Below are 21,001 nucleotides of genomic sequence, written 5' to 3' on the forward strand. Positions count from 1 at the left end.
TCAGGCCTCCCCGTCGGAGCCGGCGTCCGGCCCGATGATCCAGGTGTCTTTCGCGCCGCCGCCCCGCGACGAGTTGACGACCATGCTGCCCTCGGGCGCCACCCGGGTCAGGGCGAAGTCGGCCAGGCGCGCCTGCGTCGGCCCGACCCCGGTCAGGTAGACGAAGGCGCGGAGGTCGACGTGGCGCGGCTCGAGGCCGGTCGCCGTCAGGGTCGGGTGCGACGAGAGCGTCACGACCTCCTGAGCCACCCAGCGGGCCGGGTCGGCGGCGATCTCCGCGCGGCGCGCCGCGACCTCGGCCGCGTTCGCGCTCGGCCCGATCAGCACGCCGTGGCCGCCCTCGCCGTCGACCGGCTTCGTGACGAGCTCGCCGACGCGGTCGAGCACGCTCAGCTTCTCGGCCTCGTCGCTCAGCCGATACGTCGGCACCGACTCGAGCTTCGGCTTCTCGTCGAGGTAGTACTCGATCAGGTCGGGCACCGCGACGTACATGGCCTTGTCGTCGGCGAGGCCGTTGCCCGGCGCGTTGGCGAGGAAGACGTCGCCGGTGGCGGCGACGTCGATGATGCGCGCGCCGAGGTCGGGGTCGGCGGGGGTTGCCAGTTCCAGCACCTCGCCGTCCATGCGGAGGTAGAGCGCGTCGATGACCTCGCCCGTCGCCGCGTGCCGCACGCGGTGGCCGTCGACTGCGAGGTCGTCGGCGGTGACCAGGAGCAGTCCGGCGCCCTCGGCCAGGGCCTGGTGCTCGAACCAGGCGCCGCTGCCGGGCCCGCTGCTCAGGACGGCGCCCACCGGCTCGGGGTTCGTGCTGTGAGCGAGGAGCGTCTCGCGCAGCAGGGCGAAGACCGTCTCGGGGTTCAGGAGTCCGGCCGGGCGGGGCGCCTCGGGCACGACCTCGTCGAGGAGATGGCGGACGGCGACGGCGTAGGCGGCGCCGCTCGGGCTGCGGACGTTGTCTTCGAGCACGCGCCAGCCGCCGAACTCGTTGCGGATCAGGTCGAAGCCCTGGACCGGCGCACGGACGGTGCCCGTCGGCAGGAGGGAGGCCTCGACGCGCCAGCCGCTCGCGTCGACCACCTGGGCCTCGCTCAGGACGCCGTCGGCGACGATGCGCCGGGATCCGTAGGCGTCTTCGAGGAACGCCTCGATCGCCCGGGCGCGCTGTGCGAGCCCGGCGGCCAGCTGCTTCCACTCGTGGTGCGTGACGATGCGCGGCACGAGGTCGACCCCGAAGCCTCGGAGCTTCTCGTCGACGACGAAGCTCAGGCCCCTCTTCTGCGCCCACTCGTCGCGACGCTCGTTCTTCGCGCGGATCGCCTCGACGTCGAGCGTGCGGAAGTAGCCGCCCACGTCGGCGTAGGCCGGGCGGGCCCGGAGTCCCGGCCCGATCGCCTCGTCTCCGGCACGGAACCGGTAGCCCCGGATCGTCGGGGTCGTCGGCAGGTCGCCGGCGGCGGGGCCGTGCGTCTCTTTCACGACCTGGTCGACGACGTCGTCGAGGCTGCCGTGCTCGGCGAATGCGGCGCGCTGGCGGTCGGCTGAGTTGCCGCGCGCCAGGGTCTGCTCGATCAGTCCCTCGACGTCGTGCCAGTCGCCGAGCTCCTCCAGCTGCGGACGGAGGGAGGTGGCGAGCGACCGCACGGCCTGCGCCGCCGGGAGCCGCTCGGGGTGGATGCCCAGCCCGAGCAGCTCGCCCGTCAGGCCGGCGCGGGCCGCCTGCCACATGGCGGCGCGGTGCAGGGGCGCCGCGCGCTGGCGATCGGGCCGGCCGTCGAGGATGTCGATCTCGGCCTTGCGGACGGCCGCCCGGAAGAGCCCCGCGATCAGGACGGCGTCGTCGACGATCGGGCACGCGTCGCAGGTGCGGAGCTCGAGTGTCGGCGCGTGCGACGACGGCCGGATGTCGAAGTACGCCATCTTGGCGTCCGCGATGACGCCCGAGCCGATGAGGTCCTGCACCATGCGGTCGTACTCGGCGGCGCCCGACATCGGGCCCGTCGCGCCGGCGCTCGGCCAGCGCTGCCAGATGATCGAGCGGATGCTCGCGTAGCCGGTGTCCTGTCCGTTCCAGAACGGGGAGCTCGCGCTGAGCGCCAGGAGGCCCGGGAGGTACGGGGCCACACGGCCCATGATCTGCACGGCGAGATCGCGGTCCGAGACCCCCACGTGCACCTGCAGCCCGCAGATCAGCTGCTCGTCGACGAGCATGCGGTACTGCTCCTGCATGCGCCCGTAGCGGCCCGTCGTGGTGAGCTCGAAGTCGGCGAACTCGGAGCGCGGGGCGGTACCGGCCGCGGCGATCGCGAGATCGTTCGCGGTTGCGATCTCGACGAGGTCTCTGCGCAGGGCGAGGATCTCGCGGCGCAGATCGGTGAGGTTCGTGACGACCGGCACGTTGGTCTCGACGGTGGTGCGCTGGAGTTCCGCCCCGTACTTGTCGGGCGGCAGCTTCGACAACAGCTGTGGCGCACGCGCGGAGAGCCTCTTCGTCTCGAGGTCGATCAGGTGGAGCTCTTCTTCTGCCCCCAGGGTCAGCTCTGCGCTCATTGCTCGAACCTAGTCGGGTTCGTCTACCAGCGGTAGGACTCTTGGGGGTTCCTCATGGAAGTGGAGGGTCGGCCCCGCCGGATCGGCTCGGCCCCGCCCGGTCGGCGTCGCGCGCCGCTCGCCCCCGCCGAATCGGCCCGGCCCCGCCGAACACCCAGCGGGCTCGTGCCTATTCGGCGGGCATGAGCCCGACGAGCAGCTCGGCCCGCCCGGCCGGCGTCGCGCGCCGCGCACCCCCGCCGGATCGGCCCGGCCCCTCCGAACGCCCAGCGGGCTCGTGCCGATTCGGCGGGCATGAGCCCGACGAGCAGCCCGCCCAACGCCGAGACTCATAAGCCCTCGCCTGATATCGCCCAGATATCAGGCCAGGGCTAATACCCAGCACAGCCCGGCGAGGGCGAAGGCGCACGCCCAGCTGACGAGGCTCCCGATCAGGAAGTACTCGGCCTGATCACCGCCCGACGCCTTGTTGATCTCGGGGAACCGCACGATTCCCTTGGCCGCGATCAGCGCCGCAACGACCGGCCACGCCCCGGCCAGCGTGAAGCCGGCGAGCAGCAGGCGCTCGATCGGGCCGATCATGCGGCCGCCCTTGAGGGGTTCGGGTCGCGGCTGCTCCGGAGCCGGCGCCTGTCGCCACCGACGCTTGGCGACGGCCGGCGGAGCGCTCGCCTTCTGAACGCCGGTCGGCAGCGCCGACGTCACGATCACGTTCGCCGACTCGATCAGGAAGAGCGCCGAGCCGATCCCGGCGACGACGGCCGCCAGCGGCACCGGGCGCAGGAACTCGAGATGGTCACCCCGGTACCAGTCCCCCACGAATCCGCCCGCTTCAGCGCCGACGCCCCCGCCGAGCACCAGGGCCGCGAGCCCAGCGGCCAGACCCGCCACCGGAAACCACCGTCCGACCGCGCGCGACGCCCGGCCCGACCGCGTCGTCGCGATCCACACTCCGGCACCCACGACCTCGATCAGGACGCCCCAGAGAGGCAGGCCGAGCCCGAGCCACGCGACCCAGACGATCAGGGCCCAGGCGATCGCGATGGCGACGAAGGCGCGCTTGCGCGGAGCCGGGGTCTGCTCCCGGGCGGCCGCACGGATGATGTCGGTGATTCCGATGAGAGCGAGCAGGACGGCGGCGAGCATCAGGCGGCCCCTTCATGGCGGGGCGCGGCGGCGAGCACGCGGAGGCCGTCGACCAGCGCCATCGCGCCCGACGACTGCAGCGACTGCGACACAGCCGACTGCGTGACCCCTTCGGCGCGGGCGATCTCGGCCTGCGTGCTGCCGCGGAGCACTCCGAGCGCAACCCGTCGGGCGCGGGCGTTCATCCGCGACACGATCTGGTCGCGCGCGAGGAAGTACGAGTTCACGAGCCGCTCCTCCAGGCCGCCCGGATCGGTGGACGACACGAACCAGGATCGCAGGCTCGGGTTCTTCGCGTCCTCCCGCCGGTGCGACTCGTTGATCGCGTCGCGCGCCGACCACCAGCCCGGGCCGTCCTGCAACGGACCCCTGCCGCCTTCTCCGATCGGACGCACGAGGCCGGCCCCGAGGCCGAAACGCAGCTCGAGCCCCGCCGGAAGCCCGAGCATCGCCGCCGTCGTCGCGACGACCGCGTCGCCGAGGGCCGCGTAGACCACCTGGAACTCGTCGCCGACCGTGGCCTGCAGCGCATCGGCGGCCTCGACACCCGACTCGGCGAAGGCGGCCTCGATGAGGCGCTGAGCCCCGGCCCGGTCGGCCATGTCGCGGGAGTTGACGATGTCGCCGATGACGGCGATCACAGATGAAGCGTCCATCCCGTAAGCATATCGCTTATTTCTGCAATTTATAAGCCCCTAGCTAATTCCCGCACCCGCCGTCTGCACCGACACCCGCACCAGCGGCGGGTAGCCGCCGGTGGGTGCTACTCGCAGCCGACGCCGTCGCCGTCGCGGTCGAGCTTGGACGAGTACCCCGGGTCGCCACGATAAATGGGCGCGGCGCCATGATTGCGAACGTCGGTGCAGTTCTCGTAGTAGGCGGTCGCGGCCGGAGCGGCAGCCGCAGCGGCAGCCGCCTGGTCCGCGGCGGCCTTGTCCGCGGCCGCCTTTGCCGCGGCGTCGGCAGCGGCCTTCTTCGCCGCCGCAGCCTTCTTCGCCGCGGCGACCTTCGCGGCAGCGGCAGCTTTCTTCTTGGCAGCCGCGACGTGCGCCGCGTGCTTGACATTCGTGACGCCCACGGCGACGGCCTCGGTCACCGCCTGATCGGCATCAGGCGAGGTCGTGGTCGACACGAACGGCGACACCGGCGCATCGAGCTCGGGGCACGAGATGAGGATCCGCTCGATCGAATCGTGCTCGGCCGGCGTCATCCACAGGCCGTACTCGGCCTTGACCGTCACTTGGCGCGAGACGTACACGCACCGGAACGCCTTGCTCTTCGGCAGCCACGATGCCGCGTCCGAGTCACTCTTCTGCTCGTTCGAGGCGCCGTCGACGGCGAGGAGGTTGACGGGGTCGTTCGCCAGGGAGACGCGCTGCGCCTGCGTGAGCTGCTGTGCGCCGGTCTGCCACGCGTCGCCGAGAGCGACGAGGTGATCGATCTGAACGGCAGTCGAGGTGCCCTCGCCGCGCGTGAAAGCGATCGTCCTGGCGGTGTAGGGCGACACCAGCGTTCCTGATTCGACGGTGCAGTCGCCATCGATCGCCGCGTCCGTGAGGTCGCGGGCGAGGATGTCGTTCCGGGTGTCACAGCCGTTGCCGTCGACGTCGGTCCAGGCGTCCCCGAACGAACCGACGCGATCGTATCCGGTCATCGGCGCGCGTCCCTTCACGGGGAGTGTGGCAAGGAGCGACATGGCCGAGGTCTCGTACACGGCAGGATCGGCGGTCACGGGGGCAGCCTCTCCGACGGTCGCCGGCTCGACGGTCGCGGCGCTGGTCGCCGGTGCCGAGTGGTCGGGAGTGGTGGTCGCAGTTCCTGCAACCTCGGTGGGGGTGTCGGAGGTCGACGGGTCGAGAGCGCCGCTGACGCCGGAAAGCGCGATGGATCCGGCCAGGACCAGAGCACCCACCTTGCGCGACGGGAGCCGTGCCCACGAGGCACGACCCGTGATGACGACGTAAAGAGCCGTGAAGAGGCCGGCGACACCGATGGCACCAAGGGCCATGGCTTGCCCGCTGCTCGCGAGCATGACGATGACGAAGAATGCGACAACGGCACCGCCGATGACGGTGGTGCGCGTCGTCGGGCGGCGGCTCTGCGGCTTCCACTGGCTCATCGGACTACCCCCGTCGAGGTCAACGAGCGGACAAGGCAGAGCGAAATCGGGCGCACGGAGGCTGCTTTCGGGGAGGCCCCCGACGAGCGGGGGTCGTGATCGGTTGAGGCGCCGACGGGGTCTGATCCGTTGCCGGGACGCTTACGCCATCGTAGGCAGACCAACCGGTTCGGCCGACAGCCCCCGAGCGGGGGCGTCGCCGCCCGGCCCGACCCCGCAAATGGACCCAGCCATCAGTCCGCGGACACCCGCTGTGGTCGTCCGCACCGGGTCTAGCGGCCGCCGACGAACGGCGACACCGGCGCCGCCATCGTCGGGCAGGCGGCCAGGATCCGGGCCATCGCCGCGTGCTCCGCGGGAGTGACCCATAGCGCGTACTCGACCTTGACGCTGACCTGGTGCGCCACGTACGTGCACCGGTACGACTTGTTCGCCGGGAGCCAGGACGCCGCGTCGGAGTCGCTCTTCTGCTGGTTCGACGGCCCGTCGACGGCGAGGAGGTTGACGGGGTCGTTCGCGAGCGAGACCCGCTGGGCCTGCGTGAGCCGCTGCGCGCCGGTCTGCCACGCGTCCGAGAGCGCGACCATGTGGTCGATCTGCACCTCGGCCGAGGTGTCGTAGCCGCGGGTGAAGGCGATCGTCTCGCCGGTGTAGGGCGATGCGAGCGTGCCCGACTCGACGTCGCAGTCGGCGGCGATGTCGGTCGCGGTGAGGTCGCGCGTGAGGATGTCCTCGCGGGTGTCGCAGCCGTTGCGGTCGACGTCGGTCCACGCCTCGCCGAAGTCTCCGACGCGGTCGTAGCCGGTGCTCGGAGCCCGGCCCTTCACCGGCAGCGTGGCCAGGAGCGCCAGCGCAGTCGTGTCGAAGACAGCCGGCTCGGCGATCACGGGAGACTCGTCGCCGACCGCACCGGAGCCGCCCACCGCAGAGCCGCCCGCCCCAGACGCCCCCGGGCTCGAGGTGACCGACGGCGCTGACGACTCGGTCACCGTGGGCACGGGCGCCGGCGCCCGGGAAGGAGACCGGGACGGTGACGTCGATGCCGGAGCCGGTGCAGTCCGCTGAGGATCCAGCTGCGACACCCCGACCCCGGTGACGATGAGCGCGCCGACAAGGCCGAGGGCGGCGATCGGCCGTGACCGGAACCGCAGCCACGACGGCCGCGCCGAGATCAGGGCGTAGAGCGCCGTGCCGGCGACGCACAGGCCGAAGCTGATGAGAGCACTGGGGAGCCCGCCGCCGAAAGCGAAGAAGACGACCACGAGGGCGACCGCCGCGACGCCGACGACGGTGCCGGGGTGCACGGTGCGGCCTGGTCGCCGAGGTGGCGGGGCATCCTCGAACTGGCTGTCGGTCGGGGTGAGGAACGAGAAGCCGTCGGCCGGCCCCTGGCGCCTGCCGCGCAGCGAGTCGCCGCGGGTGCGAGAGGCAGCGTCCCGCTCCCCGGGTCTCTGCGCCGGGTCGGACGAGGAGGGAGGGTCTCCGAACCCGAAGCCGAACCCGTCGTCGTCGTTCGAGCTCACTCAGATCACGTCGCGCGAGGCGAGGACCCACTTGAGCGGGTCGACGATGCGGAACGGCGAGATGCCGAAGTGGCTGAGCGACTCGCCGTCGGGCGATTCGCCTAGCACGGAGACGGCGAAGAAGCGGTGGTCGATGCCGGCACCGCGGTTCGCCTGCTCCAGCGAGAACACGAAGTTCTGCGCGCCCAGCTTGTGCAGCAGGCTGCGGACCTCGAGGTGCAGCAGCTCGCCGTCGGCCGAGTCGTAGCCGCCGGTGTCGAGACTCGGGTCGCGCTGGTAGGCGGCTCCGGGGTTCGACATGACGGCTTTCCAGTCGACGTCGTTGACCCGCGCCAGCGCCTGCAGGGCGTCGAACTTCGAGACGATGACGGCGATCCGCGTCGACGATCCGGCGGTGAGCCGCAGCAGGTTTCCGAGCACGACCTTCGGGTCGCCGCCGCGATACAGCTGCTGCGGCACGAGGTCGCGCAGGCGGTCGCGGATCTCGGTGATCGCGAGCGGGTCGAACATGAAGAACACGCTGTCGGCGTACCGCAGGAAGGACAGGTTGGGAGCGTCGGCGGCGGCGTTCTCCATCTCCTCCCCGGCGACGTCGCGGATCACCAGAAAGCGTGGTCGACCCCGCAGCATGCCGAGCGAGAAGATCATCGGGTCGCGCTGGTACGAGTTGTCGGTGTTCGCGCGCGGGGTCGGCGCGATGATGCCCATCTGCTCGTAGAGCGGCTTCTCGTAGACGGTCTGGTAGACGTCGCGCGTGCGGTCGTTGCCGAAGTCGAAGGTCGAGCCGAGCTTGCCCAGCAGCACCTCGAGCTGCTGGATCACGACCGCGATGTAGAACGACTTGCCCGTCGCGCGGGCGCCGTTCATGGCGATCGTGGTCACGTCGTTCGAGCGCCAGTCGGGCGGGAGCGCGTAGTGGCAGATCGGGCACGCCTCGACCTGCGGCTGCGGGCAGCGGCCGCAGTACTTCACCGGCGACGGAGCCCAGCGGCGTGGCGCGTCGGCCGGCTTCTGCTCGAAGTTCATGTTGCCCGAGAGGGTCCTGCTGCCGAGGAACGACGACGCGATCGGGTCGTGCGTCTTCTCGCACTGCGGGTTCTGGCAGATCCAGGCGTAGACGTCGGCGGGGAGCTGCTGGAAGCAGCTGGGGCAGGCGGTCATCGGGCGATCCTCTCGGCGTGGGGCGTGCCGGGCGCGAAGACGCCGTCGAGCAGGGAGCGGACGAGGCGGCGGAGTTCCTGCGCGTCGTGGAGAAGGCGGGTCGCGGCCGGCTGGCCCGCGGCCACGGGCTCGAGGTGCGTGACGGGACCGCCGGTCGTCGCCAGGAGCTCGAAGGCACGGCGCTCCAGCAGCACGACGGGGTGGCGCAGGTCGGTCGGAGTCGTGGCCGGTCGTGCGGCGGCGAGCACGTCGTCCGACACCAGGTAGGCCACCGTCGGCTCGCCCGGGTGGCGTCCGGACAGCGCCGGGTCGCCGAGGTCGGCACCCGTCGAGAGGCGGGTCGCCCCGCGCAGGCGCTGCAGGTCGGCCGCGAGATCGGCGGCAGAGGCAGAGGGGCGCAGGAACTCGACGCCATCCGTCACGAGCGCGACCTCCACGCTGCGGCCGGCTGCGACGACGTCGGCCACTCCCAGCAGCACCTCCACGAGAGCCGCGAGGGTCCCGTCGCGCCACCGCGCCTCGAGGGAGGCCGAGCCGTCGACGGCCACCGTCACGTTCACCGCCGACTCGGCGCCGACGCGGTCGACCGAGAGGATCTCGCGGGTCGCGATGCGCGCCGCGGTCGCGAGCTCGGAGAGCACCGCGGCTGACTCGACGGCGGCAGCGCGGGCGGTGAGCTTCGCACCGGTGACGTCGAGCGTCGCCAGGTCGCGGTGCGGGAGCCCCGACACGTCGACGTTCGCGAGCACGATCCGGTCGGGGTCGGGGAGGCGCTCGTCGACGACGAGGGTGACGCCCAGCACGGTGCCGGCGGGGAACGCGGCGGCGCCGACGGGCGACACCCGGACGGCGCTGTGACCGGCGGGCATCGGCACGACGAGCATGCCGGGTCGGGGCGCGATCACCCCGGCGACGGGCGCGCCCGCGTCGGTCAGCGCGACGGCGATCCGACCCGGGCCGGTCGCGCCGACGGCGACGACCTGGACGGTCAGGGCTCCGACGCCGACGGTGACGTCGCCGTTGCCCTCGAGAACGTAGGTGGGCATCAGCTGTCTTCTTTCTTGTTCTGGCGCGAGCCGAGTCGGCCCAGGAGGGAGGAGCGCGACTTCGACTGCGCGTCGGCTCCGGTCACGTCGTCGAGGTAGTCGCGGGTCCAGCGCTTCGCGTCGGAGACGGGAAGCGACCCGTCGGCGCGGTGGAGGGAGCGCGCCACGACGTCGGGGAGCTGCTCGGCTGTCGCCGCCCAGGCGTGCTCGAGCCCCACCTGCAGCAGGATGCTCGCCACACGCGAGCCGTCTCGGGTCGTCGAGCGCGCGACGACGTCGCGCGGCTTGGTGGCGGGGAACGGCACGGGGAAGCCGCCGATGCCCCGCACGCCGATCTCGGCGATGGCCGGCATGTCGTCCTGGCCGAGCACCTTCGCCTCGAAGGTGAGGTCGAGGATCCGCGCCAGGGCGACGGAGTCGACGGCCCTGGCGATCTCGGTCAGGCGCTGCTCGAGGACGACTCCGAACGTCGCGTTCAGGCCGCGGAGCACGACCGCGGTGGCTGCGGCGGCGACGATGCCTTCTTCCGCACCGGGAAAGTACGTCCTGTGATCGTCGAGGAGCCGCACGAGCGGCGACAGGATGCTGATCTGCCGGTCCACGCCCTCGTCGCGGATCTTCTGCGCCAGCAGACGGAAATCGGCGGCATCGAAGGCCACGCCCGACCTCGTCGCAGAAACCTGCCGCGCCAGCTCGAGCATCTCCGCCGCGTCCGCAGGGCGCACCGCGAGGGCTCCGACGACGGCGCGGTCGGGAAGCGTGCCGGGCCGATCGGCCTCGATCGACAGCGCCTCTCGGACGCTCCAGGGCGGCATCGCGGTCCCGAGCGCGCTGATGACCGAATCGCCGCCGGCATTCCGTTCGAGCACCTCGCGCACGATCGACGCACGCAGGTCGGCGGCACCGCCGACGTCGCCGTTCCGCGCGCACTGGATGACGTACTCCCGGTCGAGGCTGCCGAGGCGCCCGGTGGCGGGATCGACGGAGACGGCCGCGCCCTCGGGGTAGAGCCAGGCGAGCACATCGGGCAGGAGGACTCCGCCGATGGGTCCGGTCTGGACGCGCTCGGCCGATGCCACGACCTCTCGGAGCAGGCGGGCCGTTCCGGGGGCGAGAGGGCCGGCGCGGGTCATGAGCGCCCGCGGCACGTCCACGCCGTCGACCACGACGAGAGGCGCGACGGCGACCTCGAGGAGGATCTCGGATCCCTGGTCGGCGGCGCCGGACAGACCCGATCGCACCAGGAAGTCGACCAGGCGGACGGCCGCCACGGCGTCGTCGACGGTGACCGCTGCCGCGGACAGCCGGTCGGTCATCGCGGCGACCGTCTCGGCGGCCGCCGTCTCGACGCGCGAGACCGGGGTGAACGCCGTGGGTGCCGGAGCGGCTGACGATCCTGTGAGCCAGGGCAGGTCGCGGAGGGCGCGGCCGACGTAGACGGCCGACGCGAGGGCGGTGATCGTCGTGCCCGGGGCGCACGCCTCGAGGAAGCGCCAGACCTCGCCCGTGCTGGAGCCGAACATGCCGTCGGTCAGGTCGTGCATGGCCGACCAGAGGCCGTCGTGATCGATGACCCGGGCGGGCGTCGAGTCGCGCAGCACGGCCGCGGCCTCCTCGCGCGCGTCGGCGAGCTCGTCGCTCCTCGTGGCCACGGCCATCGCGAGCGGCCAGTCGACCGAGAGGCCGCGGTCGCCGATCTCGTTCGAGACGGCGTCGACGCGCGACAGCGTCCGAAGTGCCGTGTCGGGATCTTGCAAGACGACCTGCGCCATCGCCGACCACGCGGTCACCGCGACGCGAGAGCCGCGAGCCGTGACGCTGTCGGCGCCGCCGAGGTCGCCGAGCGACGGCGACTCGGCACTGTCGATGATGATCGCGCCCGATGTCTGCGAGTCCGTCAGGGCGGAGGCATCGGCCCGAGGGATGGCCGCGAGCAGCACGCCCCGCCGGAAGGCGAGGTCGAGCCCCGTCGAGCGCTCGAACAGCGAGAACGACAGGCGGCGACTCGTGCCCGCCGACAGGAAGGCGCTCACGCCGGTCACCCAGAGCGCGGCCTCGTCGGGAGCCTCGACGACGAGGACGACCGGGCGGCCACCGCGAAGTGCTTCGGCGACGGCGTCGAGCAGCACGCTGAAGACCCCGACGCGCCAGACGGACGGGTCGAGCAGGAAGGCCACCGCGGCGGCGCGCGCGGCTCCCGGTTCGACGACGAGAGGTGGGGCGACGCCGAGCGCCGCCGCGACGACGTCCTGCTGGCCGAACGGCGCGAGCCAGCCGCGCCGCCAGGACTCGATCGGGCGCACAGCGGCGCTCTCGTGCGCCGGATGACGGTCGAGCACCACGTGCGAGAACACGTTGCCGGGGCGTCCCGTGCCGTCGAGCCCGCTCTGGACCGCGTGCCAGTAGGCGAACGACCCCGACGCGTCGAGTGGTCCGTAGACGAGGCGTCGCGGCTGGGCCGCGATGTCGTCGGGGCTCGGGAACTGCGGCAGCGCGTCGACGGGCTCGAACGAGGTGACGATGCGCGAGCGCAGGGTCTCCTCCTCGGCCTCGGTGAGGATCCCGCGGATCTCCTTGACCTGCCATCCGCCCCGACCGCTGCCCGTGTCGAACGAGGTGTAGGTGAGCTGCGCCCACCGCTCCGCCGTCTTCCGCCCCCGGTCAGACACCGAAGCGGCCCGCCTTTCCGACGCGCAGCGACGAGGCGGCCGGATCGAGCAGCGCCACCGAACCGAGAGCGTCGGCAGGCACCTCGACGAAGAGGCGCACGTAGCCGGTCGCCCCACCGGACTCGGCCTTCCAGGTGTCGGCAGGGGTGCGCCAGGCGATGCCCGGGGCGTCCCTCTGCACGTTCGGCAGCTGGGCGCGGCGCACCGGCATCCCGCCGAGCTCCTCTGCCGCCACCGTCAGGGCGACCCCGTCGCTCATGCTCAACGGAAACCGCTCGGGGTTGTGCACGAGGACGCAGACGACGGGCCGGTCGACCGACTCGCTCACGGCGTGCACGGAGAACGTCACTCCCGTCACCTGCCGCATGATGTTGCGGTTGACCTCGAGGTCGTAGCGGAGGCGCGTGAGACCGGGGTACGAGACGGTGGTCGGCGCGCCCTGGACGCTGTTGCCGTTGTGGAACGCGACGGGCACCAGGTGCACGTCGTAGCCCTTCGTCGGCAGGGGGCTCGGGAAGGTGAAGCCGCCCGCCTGCTTGTACTGCTCGAGCGAGACCTCGAGAGCCCGGCTCTGCGCGATCGCGTCGACGGCCGAGCGCCCCGGTGCCGAGCCGTAGATCTGCACCGACGCGGCACCCTCGGGCCAGGCGAAGGTCAGGATCTGCTTGGTCACGCGCTCGACGATCTTCGCCGCCTTTATCGACCGTGGCCCGGCGTGCGACACCGTGGTGCCGACGAAGGCCTGACCGCCGAGCAGGGTCACCGGGGTGAAGTACGCCCGGGTCCAGGTGCGGGGCCAGGGCACGTCGGTCATGCCGCGGGCGCCCTCCTCCCCGACCTCGATCGGGTGGGCGAGGCGGTCGCCGTCGGCCAGGAGCGTCTGCACGAGCGATCCCTCGGGCAGCGGCTCGCGGTCGGCACCCGGCTGAGGCGGCTGCTCGGTCCGGTAGACGACGACCTGCCCGCCTGCCGGGGCCGTCCAGGCCAGATCGAACCGGCGGTCGTCGTCGCCGCCGTGAGCCTCGATGCGAAGGTCGCGAACCGGCTCCAGCACGTCCGAGACGAGGACGTCGCGCGGTGTCGGGAGCGACTGCTGCGTGACCCCGTCGACCGCGGCCTCGGCCACGATCGCGTAGAGGTAGCGAGCACCCCGATCGGCCTGCGTGTCGACGAAGCCGCCCAGGTTCGTCGACTCGGTCATGATCTGGTACTGCGGGTTGCTCAGCCCGTGCGCGGCGCGCGAGACCGGGACGCGGTACACGAGCACCCGGCTCGTGCCGGGCCACACCGTCCACTGGCCGATGACGCGTCCCTCGTCCTCGCGGATCTCGATGTCGCGCGGCTGGGCGACGAACGCCCCGGTCGCGTGCAGAGCGGGCTGGGCGGCACGAGCAGACCCCTCGTCGGCTCCGCCGTTCGCCCAGACCTGCACGTGACGCACGGCGGTGGTGAAAGGCCGCTCGTCGCGCAGCGTGAGCTGCGTCGTGGCGCCGACGACGTCGGCGAGGTCGGGCGTGTAGGGGGCGAACTCGTCGCTCGACACGACCCGGTAGATCGTCACGACCTGGGGGCCAGCGCCCGGAGCGCCGGCGAACGCCGCCCAGCTGAACGTGAACGACAGGTCGGGCGTCTGCACGCCCGCGAGCTGAACGGTCGCGTTGCCGGCGGGGATCAGCGCGTACGGCGCGAAGCCGCTCGCCTCCACCGGCCCGGTGGCCGACGAGTCGCTGCCGACGGGGCGAGGCGACGGTGAGGCCGCCTCGAAGATCCGAGGTTCGGCAGGTGCGGCGACCGGCTCGCGCTCGGGCTCCCGTGCCTGCGGCGCCACGGGCGCAGGAACTGCATCGTCGACGGCGGCCGCCGACCCCGCCGGCTGCCCGACGCCGTCGAGCACGTCGCCGATCTCGTCGGCGAACTGCGCTTCGCCCGCCGACAGCATCGACCTGACCTGGTCGCGGCTGAGGCTGGTCATCCGGGCGATGCCGCGCAGCTTGAACTCCTTGAGCGCCGAGACGCCCTCGCGGTTGCGCGCGAGCTGAGCGGCGCGCCAGCTCCGGAGCGCCTCGAAGCGGGCCTCGGCCTGCGGGTCGGCCGACGCCGCAGCGGCCGGGGTCTCAGCGGCCGGCGTCTCGGGCAGCGGCCTGGTCTCGGCGGCCGTGGTCTCGGGCAGCGGCTTGGTCGCCGGCTCCGCTCCGGACGACGCACCCGGCGCCGGCCGGCCCACCGGCGACTCGAGCTCGGGCGGGATGTCGGGGAAGCGCACGCCCATCCGCATCTGGTGGTTCAGGAACCCCAGCGTGGGCAGCCAGGAGACGACCTCGGGCGTGATCGGCACCTCGTCGAGCGGCACACCCTGCGCGACGGCCCGGAGGGAGTGCTCGTCGGGCACCGCGTAGCCCGCGCCGGACCTCGTGGCCGCCCAGCGCTGGAGGACGTCGAGCCGGTCTTCGGGAGTCAGTGCCATTCGTGGATTCCTGTGTCGATGGTGGTCGGCGGCGTCGGTCGGACGGCGTGCGCGGTCGGAGCGGCTAGAACCGGAAGCCCTCGGGGGCGCCGCCGTCGAAGCCGCGGAGCGGCTCCGGCGCCGGAGTCGGATCGGGCGCTGTGGGCAGGATCGCGGCCCCGCCGAACGCCGTGAACGAGTACGGCGCAGACCCGCCCGAGAGCTGGGTCATTGTCGCGACGACCGAGAGGCCGTCGGCGCTGCGTCGGCCCCACGTGCTCGCCACCCGGGCGGCCGCCCCGGCCTGCGCCTCGGACGTCAGCTCGCCGACGTCGAAGGTCGCACCGAGGTCGACGGCCTCGGGGGTGTCGACCTTGGCGAGGAAGTCCTCGAGCGGCAGCGCCAGGGCATCCGGCCGGCCCAGCGGCACGATCGACTTGAGCAGGGGTGAGACGAGGTGTGCCTGAGTCCCGCCGAGAGCCACCCGCGTGTCTCGCCAGACCCGGTCGGCGACCTCGGACTCGACGGCGACTCCGCCGATCAGATCCACCCAGCGGGTGAGGAGCGATCCCGGCTCCGCACCCAGGCCGAAGAGTGCGCGCGGGTTCTCCCGGAGCTCGTAGGCGTCCGCGCCGATGGTCTGGGCGGCCGATCCGGTCAGCGACTGCCATGGCTCGTCGAGCCACCCGACGCGGAACACCTGCCGTCGGAGGGTGACGACGGCGTCGGCGAGCGTCGTGTCGTCGACGAGCGCCGATCCGAGCGAGACGCCGAGCGGGAGCGCCGGGCTGAGGCGGGTGTCGTCGTGCAGAGCGGCCGTGGGCGTGCCGAGCGGCGCGTCGAGGAGCGTGCCGACGGCGCGCGACCACGCGAGGAACTGCCCGTACGCGTCCGTCAGACGGCGCAGGTCGCGAACCGCCTGGCGAAGGTTGCGCCGGTCGATCTCGACCTGCTCGGCGGCCTCCTTGCGGGCGTTGAGCAGCCGGAAGAGCTCGCGCTGCGAGCGGTAGAACGTGATCGACCCGATGAGGAACCAGATCACGACGAATGCGGCCAGCGCGATCCAGAACCACTTCGGCTCGATCGTGTGGCGGGCGAACAGCACGACGTCGACGACGATCAGCGCGAGGAAGACGACGCTGACGATCCGGATGAACCGGGCGAGCCGCGCCTGCGTGTCGAGCACTGCCCGGTCGGTCTCGTCGCCGCCGGAAGCGGCCTTGAAGCGCTCCAGCAGGTCGCGGATCTCGTCGTTGGTGCGCTGGATGGCTCCGCCGATGGCCTCGCCGACGCGGGTCGCGAAGCTGGTGCGGTGCTTCGCCGTCCAGGCGAGGAGCTCATCATCGCTGCGGCTGGCGTCGAGGCCGAGCTGCAGGTCGTCGTTCTGCACGGAGACCAGGCGGCGGTGCAGGTCGTTGATCGCCAGCACGTCGTAGGCGTCGACCGGCTCGCTGTCGACGCGCGCCGCGATGTGACCCGGGATGCCGTCGAAGCGCGCCTGCGGTGCCGGGACGATCAGGTCGGCACGGCGGAGCACGGCGCGCTGAGTGCCGATGACGACCGGCGGGAGCTCGGCGACGCGCTCCCCCGCGTCGCCCAGGGTGAGAGCCGCGGCGGCGTAGTCGGTCCAGGTGGACGACAGGTCGGTGCGCGCCTGGTGCTCCCGCGACCGCGGGTCGTTCTCGAAGACCTCGCCGATCGCGTCGGCCGCGGTCGCCAGCTCGTGCCAGCGCGCGGGCAGCCCGTCGGCGGTCACTCCGTTGACGACCACCGCGTACGCGGACGGCTTGTCGCCGAAGATCGCCGAATGGACGACTGCGGCCGCCCGGGACGACACCTTCGCGACGGTCGCGCGGTACCACTGGGCGGGCGCGTTGCGGATCGCGGCGCCGAGGAACCCGAAGAACAGGCGCAGCGCGGCGAGGACGCCGAGCGGCGTCGGCTGCACGGCGGGCCGGGTCTCGCGAGGGCCGCGGAGCACGTGCGCGTGCTTCTTCCAGAACGCGTCGGCCATGGTCGCCGTGGCCAGGGCCTCGTCGTCGATGTAGACGCTGGCGGGACCGGCTTCGACCGGCAGCGGGAGCGAGTCGGAGGTCAGCGTGACGCGGCGGCGGAGCTCGGCCTCGAGCCGCTCGCTCTGGAGGCGGCGGTAGTAGGTGCGCGCCAGGCGGACGCTCTCGCCGGGCAGCATCTCGACGTCGTCGAGCGGGGCGCCGTCGAGGCCCGTCCAGAGCCCGGCCAGACCGGCGAGGCCGGCGGCGCCGTGCGAGCCGAAGCCGCGGTCGCCCGCACCGACCCCGAGGAGGTCGCGGCCGCGCTCGGGGCCGGCCGCCTGCTCGGGCGACAGGAGCACGTTGTGCCAGCCGGCGTGGGCGAGGTCGGCCGAAGTGGCCGGATCGCCGTGCCGCACGAGCGCGAGCCTGATCCTGCTCACTCGCGCGCCGCCGGAGCTCGATGACAGGAGGGTGAGCACGCGCTGCTCGTCGTCGGCCGAGACGGGCTCGGCGCCCGTGACGACCGGAACGAGGACGACCAGGCGGATCACGTCGACCCTCGCCGCCGTCACCAGCGCCTGCAGCGACGATCCCGTCGTCTCGCCGCCCGTGACCGAGAGGGCTCCGATCTGCGCGCCGCCGATCATGGCGGGCTCCACCCAGGCGAACGGCGACACGAGGCCGACCGCCGACCAGTCGGTCAGCGCGGCGCGCACGTGTGAGCAGGGTCCGGCCGGCGCGACGACGACGGTCAGCTCTGCCACTAGAAGACGCCGCCGTCGGGGATCTGGATGACGGACTCGTCGACGGTCGGGCCGCTCGACGTGCTCGCGCCTCCCGCGGTGACAGCCCGGTACGGCTCGTCTCTGACACGGTCGACGATGGCGATCAGCTCGCCGGCGACGACGTAGACGTCTTCGGCGAGGTCGCGGAAGAGCGGCGTCGCGGACGCGGCGGCGCGCGACGTGACCGAGCTGAACTGACCGCCGCCCGGAGCGCCCGCCTGGCCGGCGTGCAGGTAGTGGACGCCAGCGAGGTCGCGCACCCCCGACAGCCACTTCGTGGCCAGTGCCGCGCGCTCGGCGGGCGTCGCACCGGGCGTGACGCCGCCCATCGACGTGGCGCGGCCGGCGGCCCCGGCGCCGCTGGCGATCCAGTTGGCGAGGGATCGGTGGCTCGCGCGCTCCTGGATGCCCGTGGTGGGCCGGTCGGCCGCCGCGTCGTAGAGCGAGCGGAGCAGCGTGTAGGGGACGAACGACTCGAGGACCGGCGCCTCGTGAGCGCGTGCGACTGCGATGAGCGACGACTCGAGCACGGCGGGCATCCAGTCGTACTGCGCCTTGAACTCGGACGGCGGCGTGAGCAGCGGGTTCGGGAACGAGGCCCAGGCCGCCTTCTCGGCGTTCCAGATGCGGACGGCGGAGGTGAACGGCTCGTCGGGCAGGACGATGTCGCCCACGATCTGGCCGATGAACCAGCCGCCGACCATCGCGCGGCGCTCGGCCTCGCCCATCGGCAGTGACGCCGTCAGCGGGCGGGCGCGGCGCCACTTCCACCAGTCGGAGCGCCCCTGCGCGGGCAGCGCCGACCACTCCTGCGCGACGGGTTCGAGCACAGAGTCGAAGACGACCGGAGAGTAGTTCGGGTACGAGCCGAAGATGTCGATGCGCGTGATCGCGTCGTTCGAGGTCAGCGCGTTCGCGATGTTGGTGCGGCTGGCCTGGTCGACCCTGGTGTCGCGGGTGATCTCGTCGACGAGCTGGTCGGCGACCGGCCCGACGTCCGAGAAGGGGACCTCCGAGAACTTGTAGCGGTACTCCATGTCGCGGTTGTGGATGCGCTGCACGGCGGTCGCGTCGACACTGACCAGCGGGCGCGCCAGCGTGAGCGCCTCGCGGAACTTCGTCGTGATCTCGCGGCGGCGCTCCTGGATCTCGACCTCCGTGGCGTCGGCCCCGAGCACGTACTGCTTGAGAGACACCGTGCAGAAGTTGTCGAAGCTCTCGCGGGGACGTCCGACGAACTGGCGCGAGCGGGACAGGATGTCGGTCGCGCGGACGTGCAGGCTGAACTGCGCAGTGAGCGGCGCCTCGACCTGGTTCGTGAACGGATTGACCGTGAACGTGCGCGAGCGCCACGGCACGTCGAGGGTGAGCAGTCCGCGGGGCGGCTGGGCGGCCCCGGTGGTGCGCCAGTCGCCGGTGACGATCTGGCCCACGACGGTCGCGCGGGCACCCGCGTAGTCGGTGGCGGCCGCGCTGCCGAGAGAGGCGCGGACGTCGGCTTCGTACTGCGACGGGAAGACCGTCGACCGGGTGAGCAGCACCTCGTTGTTGGCGACGTCGAAGCGCGCGGGCACGCGGAGGTCGTCGTCGGACGGCCAGGCGCGATAGAGGTCGGTCTCGAGGCGCGCGAGGCCGAGGCCGTCGACGGGTGCGTCGTGCGACTGGGTGAGCAGCGCGTGGCCCTCGCCGACGGCCTTGATCAGCGGCGTGATGACACCCGGGAGCGCGTCGGCCATGACCTGCTCGGCGAGGGCCGCCGACTGGCCGTAGAGCTCGTCGCCGTAGTTCGCCTGCACCTTCTGGTTCAGCTGCTCGAACACCTCGGCGCCGTTGACGATGGCGCCCTTCATGGCCGCGATGCGCTGACCGAAGCCGGTGTCGATCTGGGCGATGTCGTTGCGGCCCCGGAGCGAGAGCTCGTGGAGGCCGCGGACGACGGTGTTGGCGAGGTGGCGCTCGACGCGCTGGAGCAGGGCGGTCGCGTAGGCGAGGCCGAACGTCGCTGTCGCCTCCTCCGTCATCGTCATGAGGCGGGCGACGAAGGCCTGCTGCCAGGTGTGGGCCCACTGCGCGGCCGATGAGGCGATCGCGGCGGTGGCCGACGACCGGCCCTCGCGGAGACGCTGCGCGACGGTGTCGAGCCACTGGGTGGCGATGACGCCGCCGGGCTGCGGCATGCGGCCCGACACGTGGGTCTCGGCGAGGCCGCGGACGACCGCCTGCATCTCGGAGCGCGGGGCGGCGGTCGAGGTGAACCAGGAGAGCAGGGTGCGCGGGTCGAGCGCGCTGCCCTCCTCGGCGGGGAGGCCGAGGGTCTCCATGGTGCGCGACCACTGGCTGTCCAGCAGGCGGGTGACCTGCTGGTCGGCCGACGCGGTCGAGCCGGCCTGGAGGTGGCCGAAGAGGAGGCGGTCGGCACTGGTGCGGGCCAGTCGCTGAGCGGAGTACTCGCGGTAGCGCTCGCGCCCCATGCTCAGGCTCGAGAAGCCGAACGAGCCCCACTGCAGGGTGTCCCACGCGACGCCCCAGCCGAGGGCGCCCTGGCGGCCGGTCAGACCGCCGGTGTTGGTGAGGTCGTACGACACGAACTGGTTGCTGGCGCTGCCGCTGGTCATCAGGGCGGCGAGGCCGCGCCCGAGACCGCGGTAGACGGCCTGCTGGCTGCCGTCGCCGAACAGGGTGCGCTGAGCGCCTGAGAAGCGGCCTATCGGGAACACGCGCTGGAACGGGACCGCCTCGCCCTGGCCGTTCTGCATGCCGAGGGCCTGCAGGGTGTCGGCATCGTGGCGCCACGCCGCTGCGGCCTGGGTCGCGACGATCTCGCCGAGCATGGCGAGCGAGTTGCTGCGGACGCCGGAGCGCGCCGCCTCGGGCAGCTGGTCGAAGATGTCGGCCGACACCATGAACATGCCGAGCAGGTGCGGGTCGAGCCCCGGGAGCTGCGTCAGGATCCGCGCGATGTCGAGGGCCATCGACGCACCGGCGCCCCCGGCCATCGACGACACGACCAGGACCACGGGCGCCTCGTTGTCGTCGAAGGCGCCGATGCCGGGAAGGTCCAGGGCGCGCATCTCGGAGTTCGTCTCCACGCGCGTGAGCTGATCCCAGGCGTTCTGGAGCGTCTGACGGATCTCCTTCGCGCGAGACAGGGCGATCATGCGCCCGACCGCGCGGTACTGGCCCGCGCCCTCGGAGATGGCGACGCCGACCTGCGACGGGGTGCGCGGCGCCCAGGTGGCGATCTTGTCGAGCGAGTCGGAGGTCAGCAGGCGCTGGCTGACCCCGTCGTCGAGCACCGAGTAGCTGATGCCGGTGGCGCCGCTGCCGTAGTAGCTGCCGCCGAGGTCTTCGACGCTGCCGAGCCCGTCGGCCTCGCTGCGCGACCCGACCGGCACGTCGACGTGCACGAACTGCCAGCCGGCCGGCAGCTTGTCGATGCCGTGCAGACCGAGATCGGACTGCAGCTGGTCCATCAGGTACGAGAGCGTGGCTCCGCCGGAGCCGCCGCACCCCACGACTAGGAACTTCTTCACTGCATCCACCCATCCGCGGCGTGCGCCGCGCGTTC

The 21,001-nt window shown here is 72.5% G+C and carries 11 protein-coding genes; all 11 read right to left on the reverse strand.

Translation table 11 applies throughout. The annotated features are described in order from the left end of the window. The gene (locus tag AC07TY_RS04680) at positions 1–2,547 is read right to left on the reverse strand and encodes a glutamate--cysteine ligase (protein ID WP_494784466.1); all 2,547 of its coding nucleotides are present in this window, start codon (positions 2,545–2,547) and stop codon (positions 1–3) included. 360 nt (positions 2,548–2,907) lie between these two features. Then, positions 2,908–3,693, reverse strand: coding sequence for a hypothetical protein (locus AC07TY_RS04685; protein ID WP_494784467.1), 786 nt, complete (start codon positions 3,691–3,693; stop codon positions 2,908–2,910). Then, complete coding sequence (locus AC07TY_RS04690; protein WP_494784468.1) at positions 3,693–4,349, reverse strand: SatD family protein; 657 nt, start codon at positions 4,347–4,349, stop codon at positions 3,693–3,695. Before AC07TY_RS04690 ends, AC07TY_RS04685 begins: the two co-directional genes overlap by 1 nt. Positions 4,350–4,456: 107 nt before the next feature. Continuing rightward, the gene (locus AC07TY_RS04695) at positions 4,457–5,812 is read right to left on the reverse strand and encodes an excalibur calcium-binding domain-containing protein (protein WP_494784469.1); all 1,356 of its coding nucleotides are present in this window, start codon (positions 5,810–5,812) and stop codon (positions 4,457–4,459) included. A gap of 272 nt (positions 5,813–6,084) precedes the next feature. Continuing rightward, positions 6,085–7,335 carry an HNH endonuclease family protein gene (locus AC07TY_RS04700; RefSeq protein WP_494784470.1) on the reverse strand — a complete coding sequence of 417 codons (1,251 nt, stop codon included), beginning with the start codon at positions 7,333–7,335 and terminating at the stop codon, positions 6,085–6,087. Beyond that, complete coding sequence (locus AC07TY_RS04705) at positions 7,336–8,496, reverse strand: TRAFAC clade GTPase domain-containing protein (RefSeq protein ID WP_494784471.1); 1,161 nt, start codon at positions 8,494–8,496, stop codon at positions 7,336–7,338. It abuts the gene before it with no gap. Continuing rightward, positions 8,493–9,542 carry a hypothetical protein gene (locus tag AC07TY_RS04710; RefSeq protein ID WP_494784472.1) on the reverse strand — a complete coding sequence of 350 codons (1,050 nt, stop codon included), beginning with the start codon at positions 9,540–9,542 and terminating at the stop codon, positions 8,493–8,495. Before AC07TY_RS04710 ends, AC07TY_RS04705 begins: the two co-directional genes overlap by 4 nt. Then, positions 9,542–12,211, reverse strand: coding sequence for a GAP1-N2 domain-containing protein (locus AC07TY_RS04715; RefSeq protein ID WP_494784473.1), 2,670 nt, complete (start codon positions 12,209–12,211; stop codon positions 9,542–9,544). The genes AC07TY_RS04710 and AC07TY_RS04715 overlap by 1 nt, the downstream gene beginning before the upstream one ends. Then, positions 12,204–14,675 (reverse strand): SaeA-related protein, encoded by a 2,472-nt coding sequence (locus tag AC07TY_RS04720; protein ID WP_494784474.1) that lies wholly within the window; start codon positions 14,673–14,675, stop codon positions 12,204–12,206. Before AC07TY_RS04720 ends, AC07TY_RS04715 begins: the two co-directional genes overlap by 8 nt. A 64-nt stretch (positions 14,676–14,739) precedes the next feature. Beyond that, the gene (locus tag AC07TY_RS04725; protein WP_494784475.1) at positions 14,740–17,412 is read right to left on the reverse strand and encodes a hypothetical protein; all 2,673 of its coding nucleotides are present in this window, start codon (positions 17,410–17,412) and stop codon (positions 14,740–14,742) included. Then, positions 17,412–20,966: a tubulin-like doman-containing protein gene (locus AC07TY_RS04730; protein ID WP_494784476.1), complete on the reverse strand. Its 3,555-nt coding sequence runs from the start codon at positions 20,964–20,966 to the stop codon at positions 17,412–17,414. Before AC07TY_RS04730 ends, AC07TY_RS04725 begins: the two co-directional genes overlap by 1 nt. Positions 20,967–21,001 lie beyond the last annotated feature (35 nt).

This window comes from Frondihabitans sp. GW821-FHT04F02, assembly GCF_059420045.1.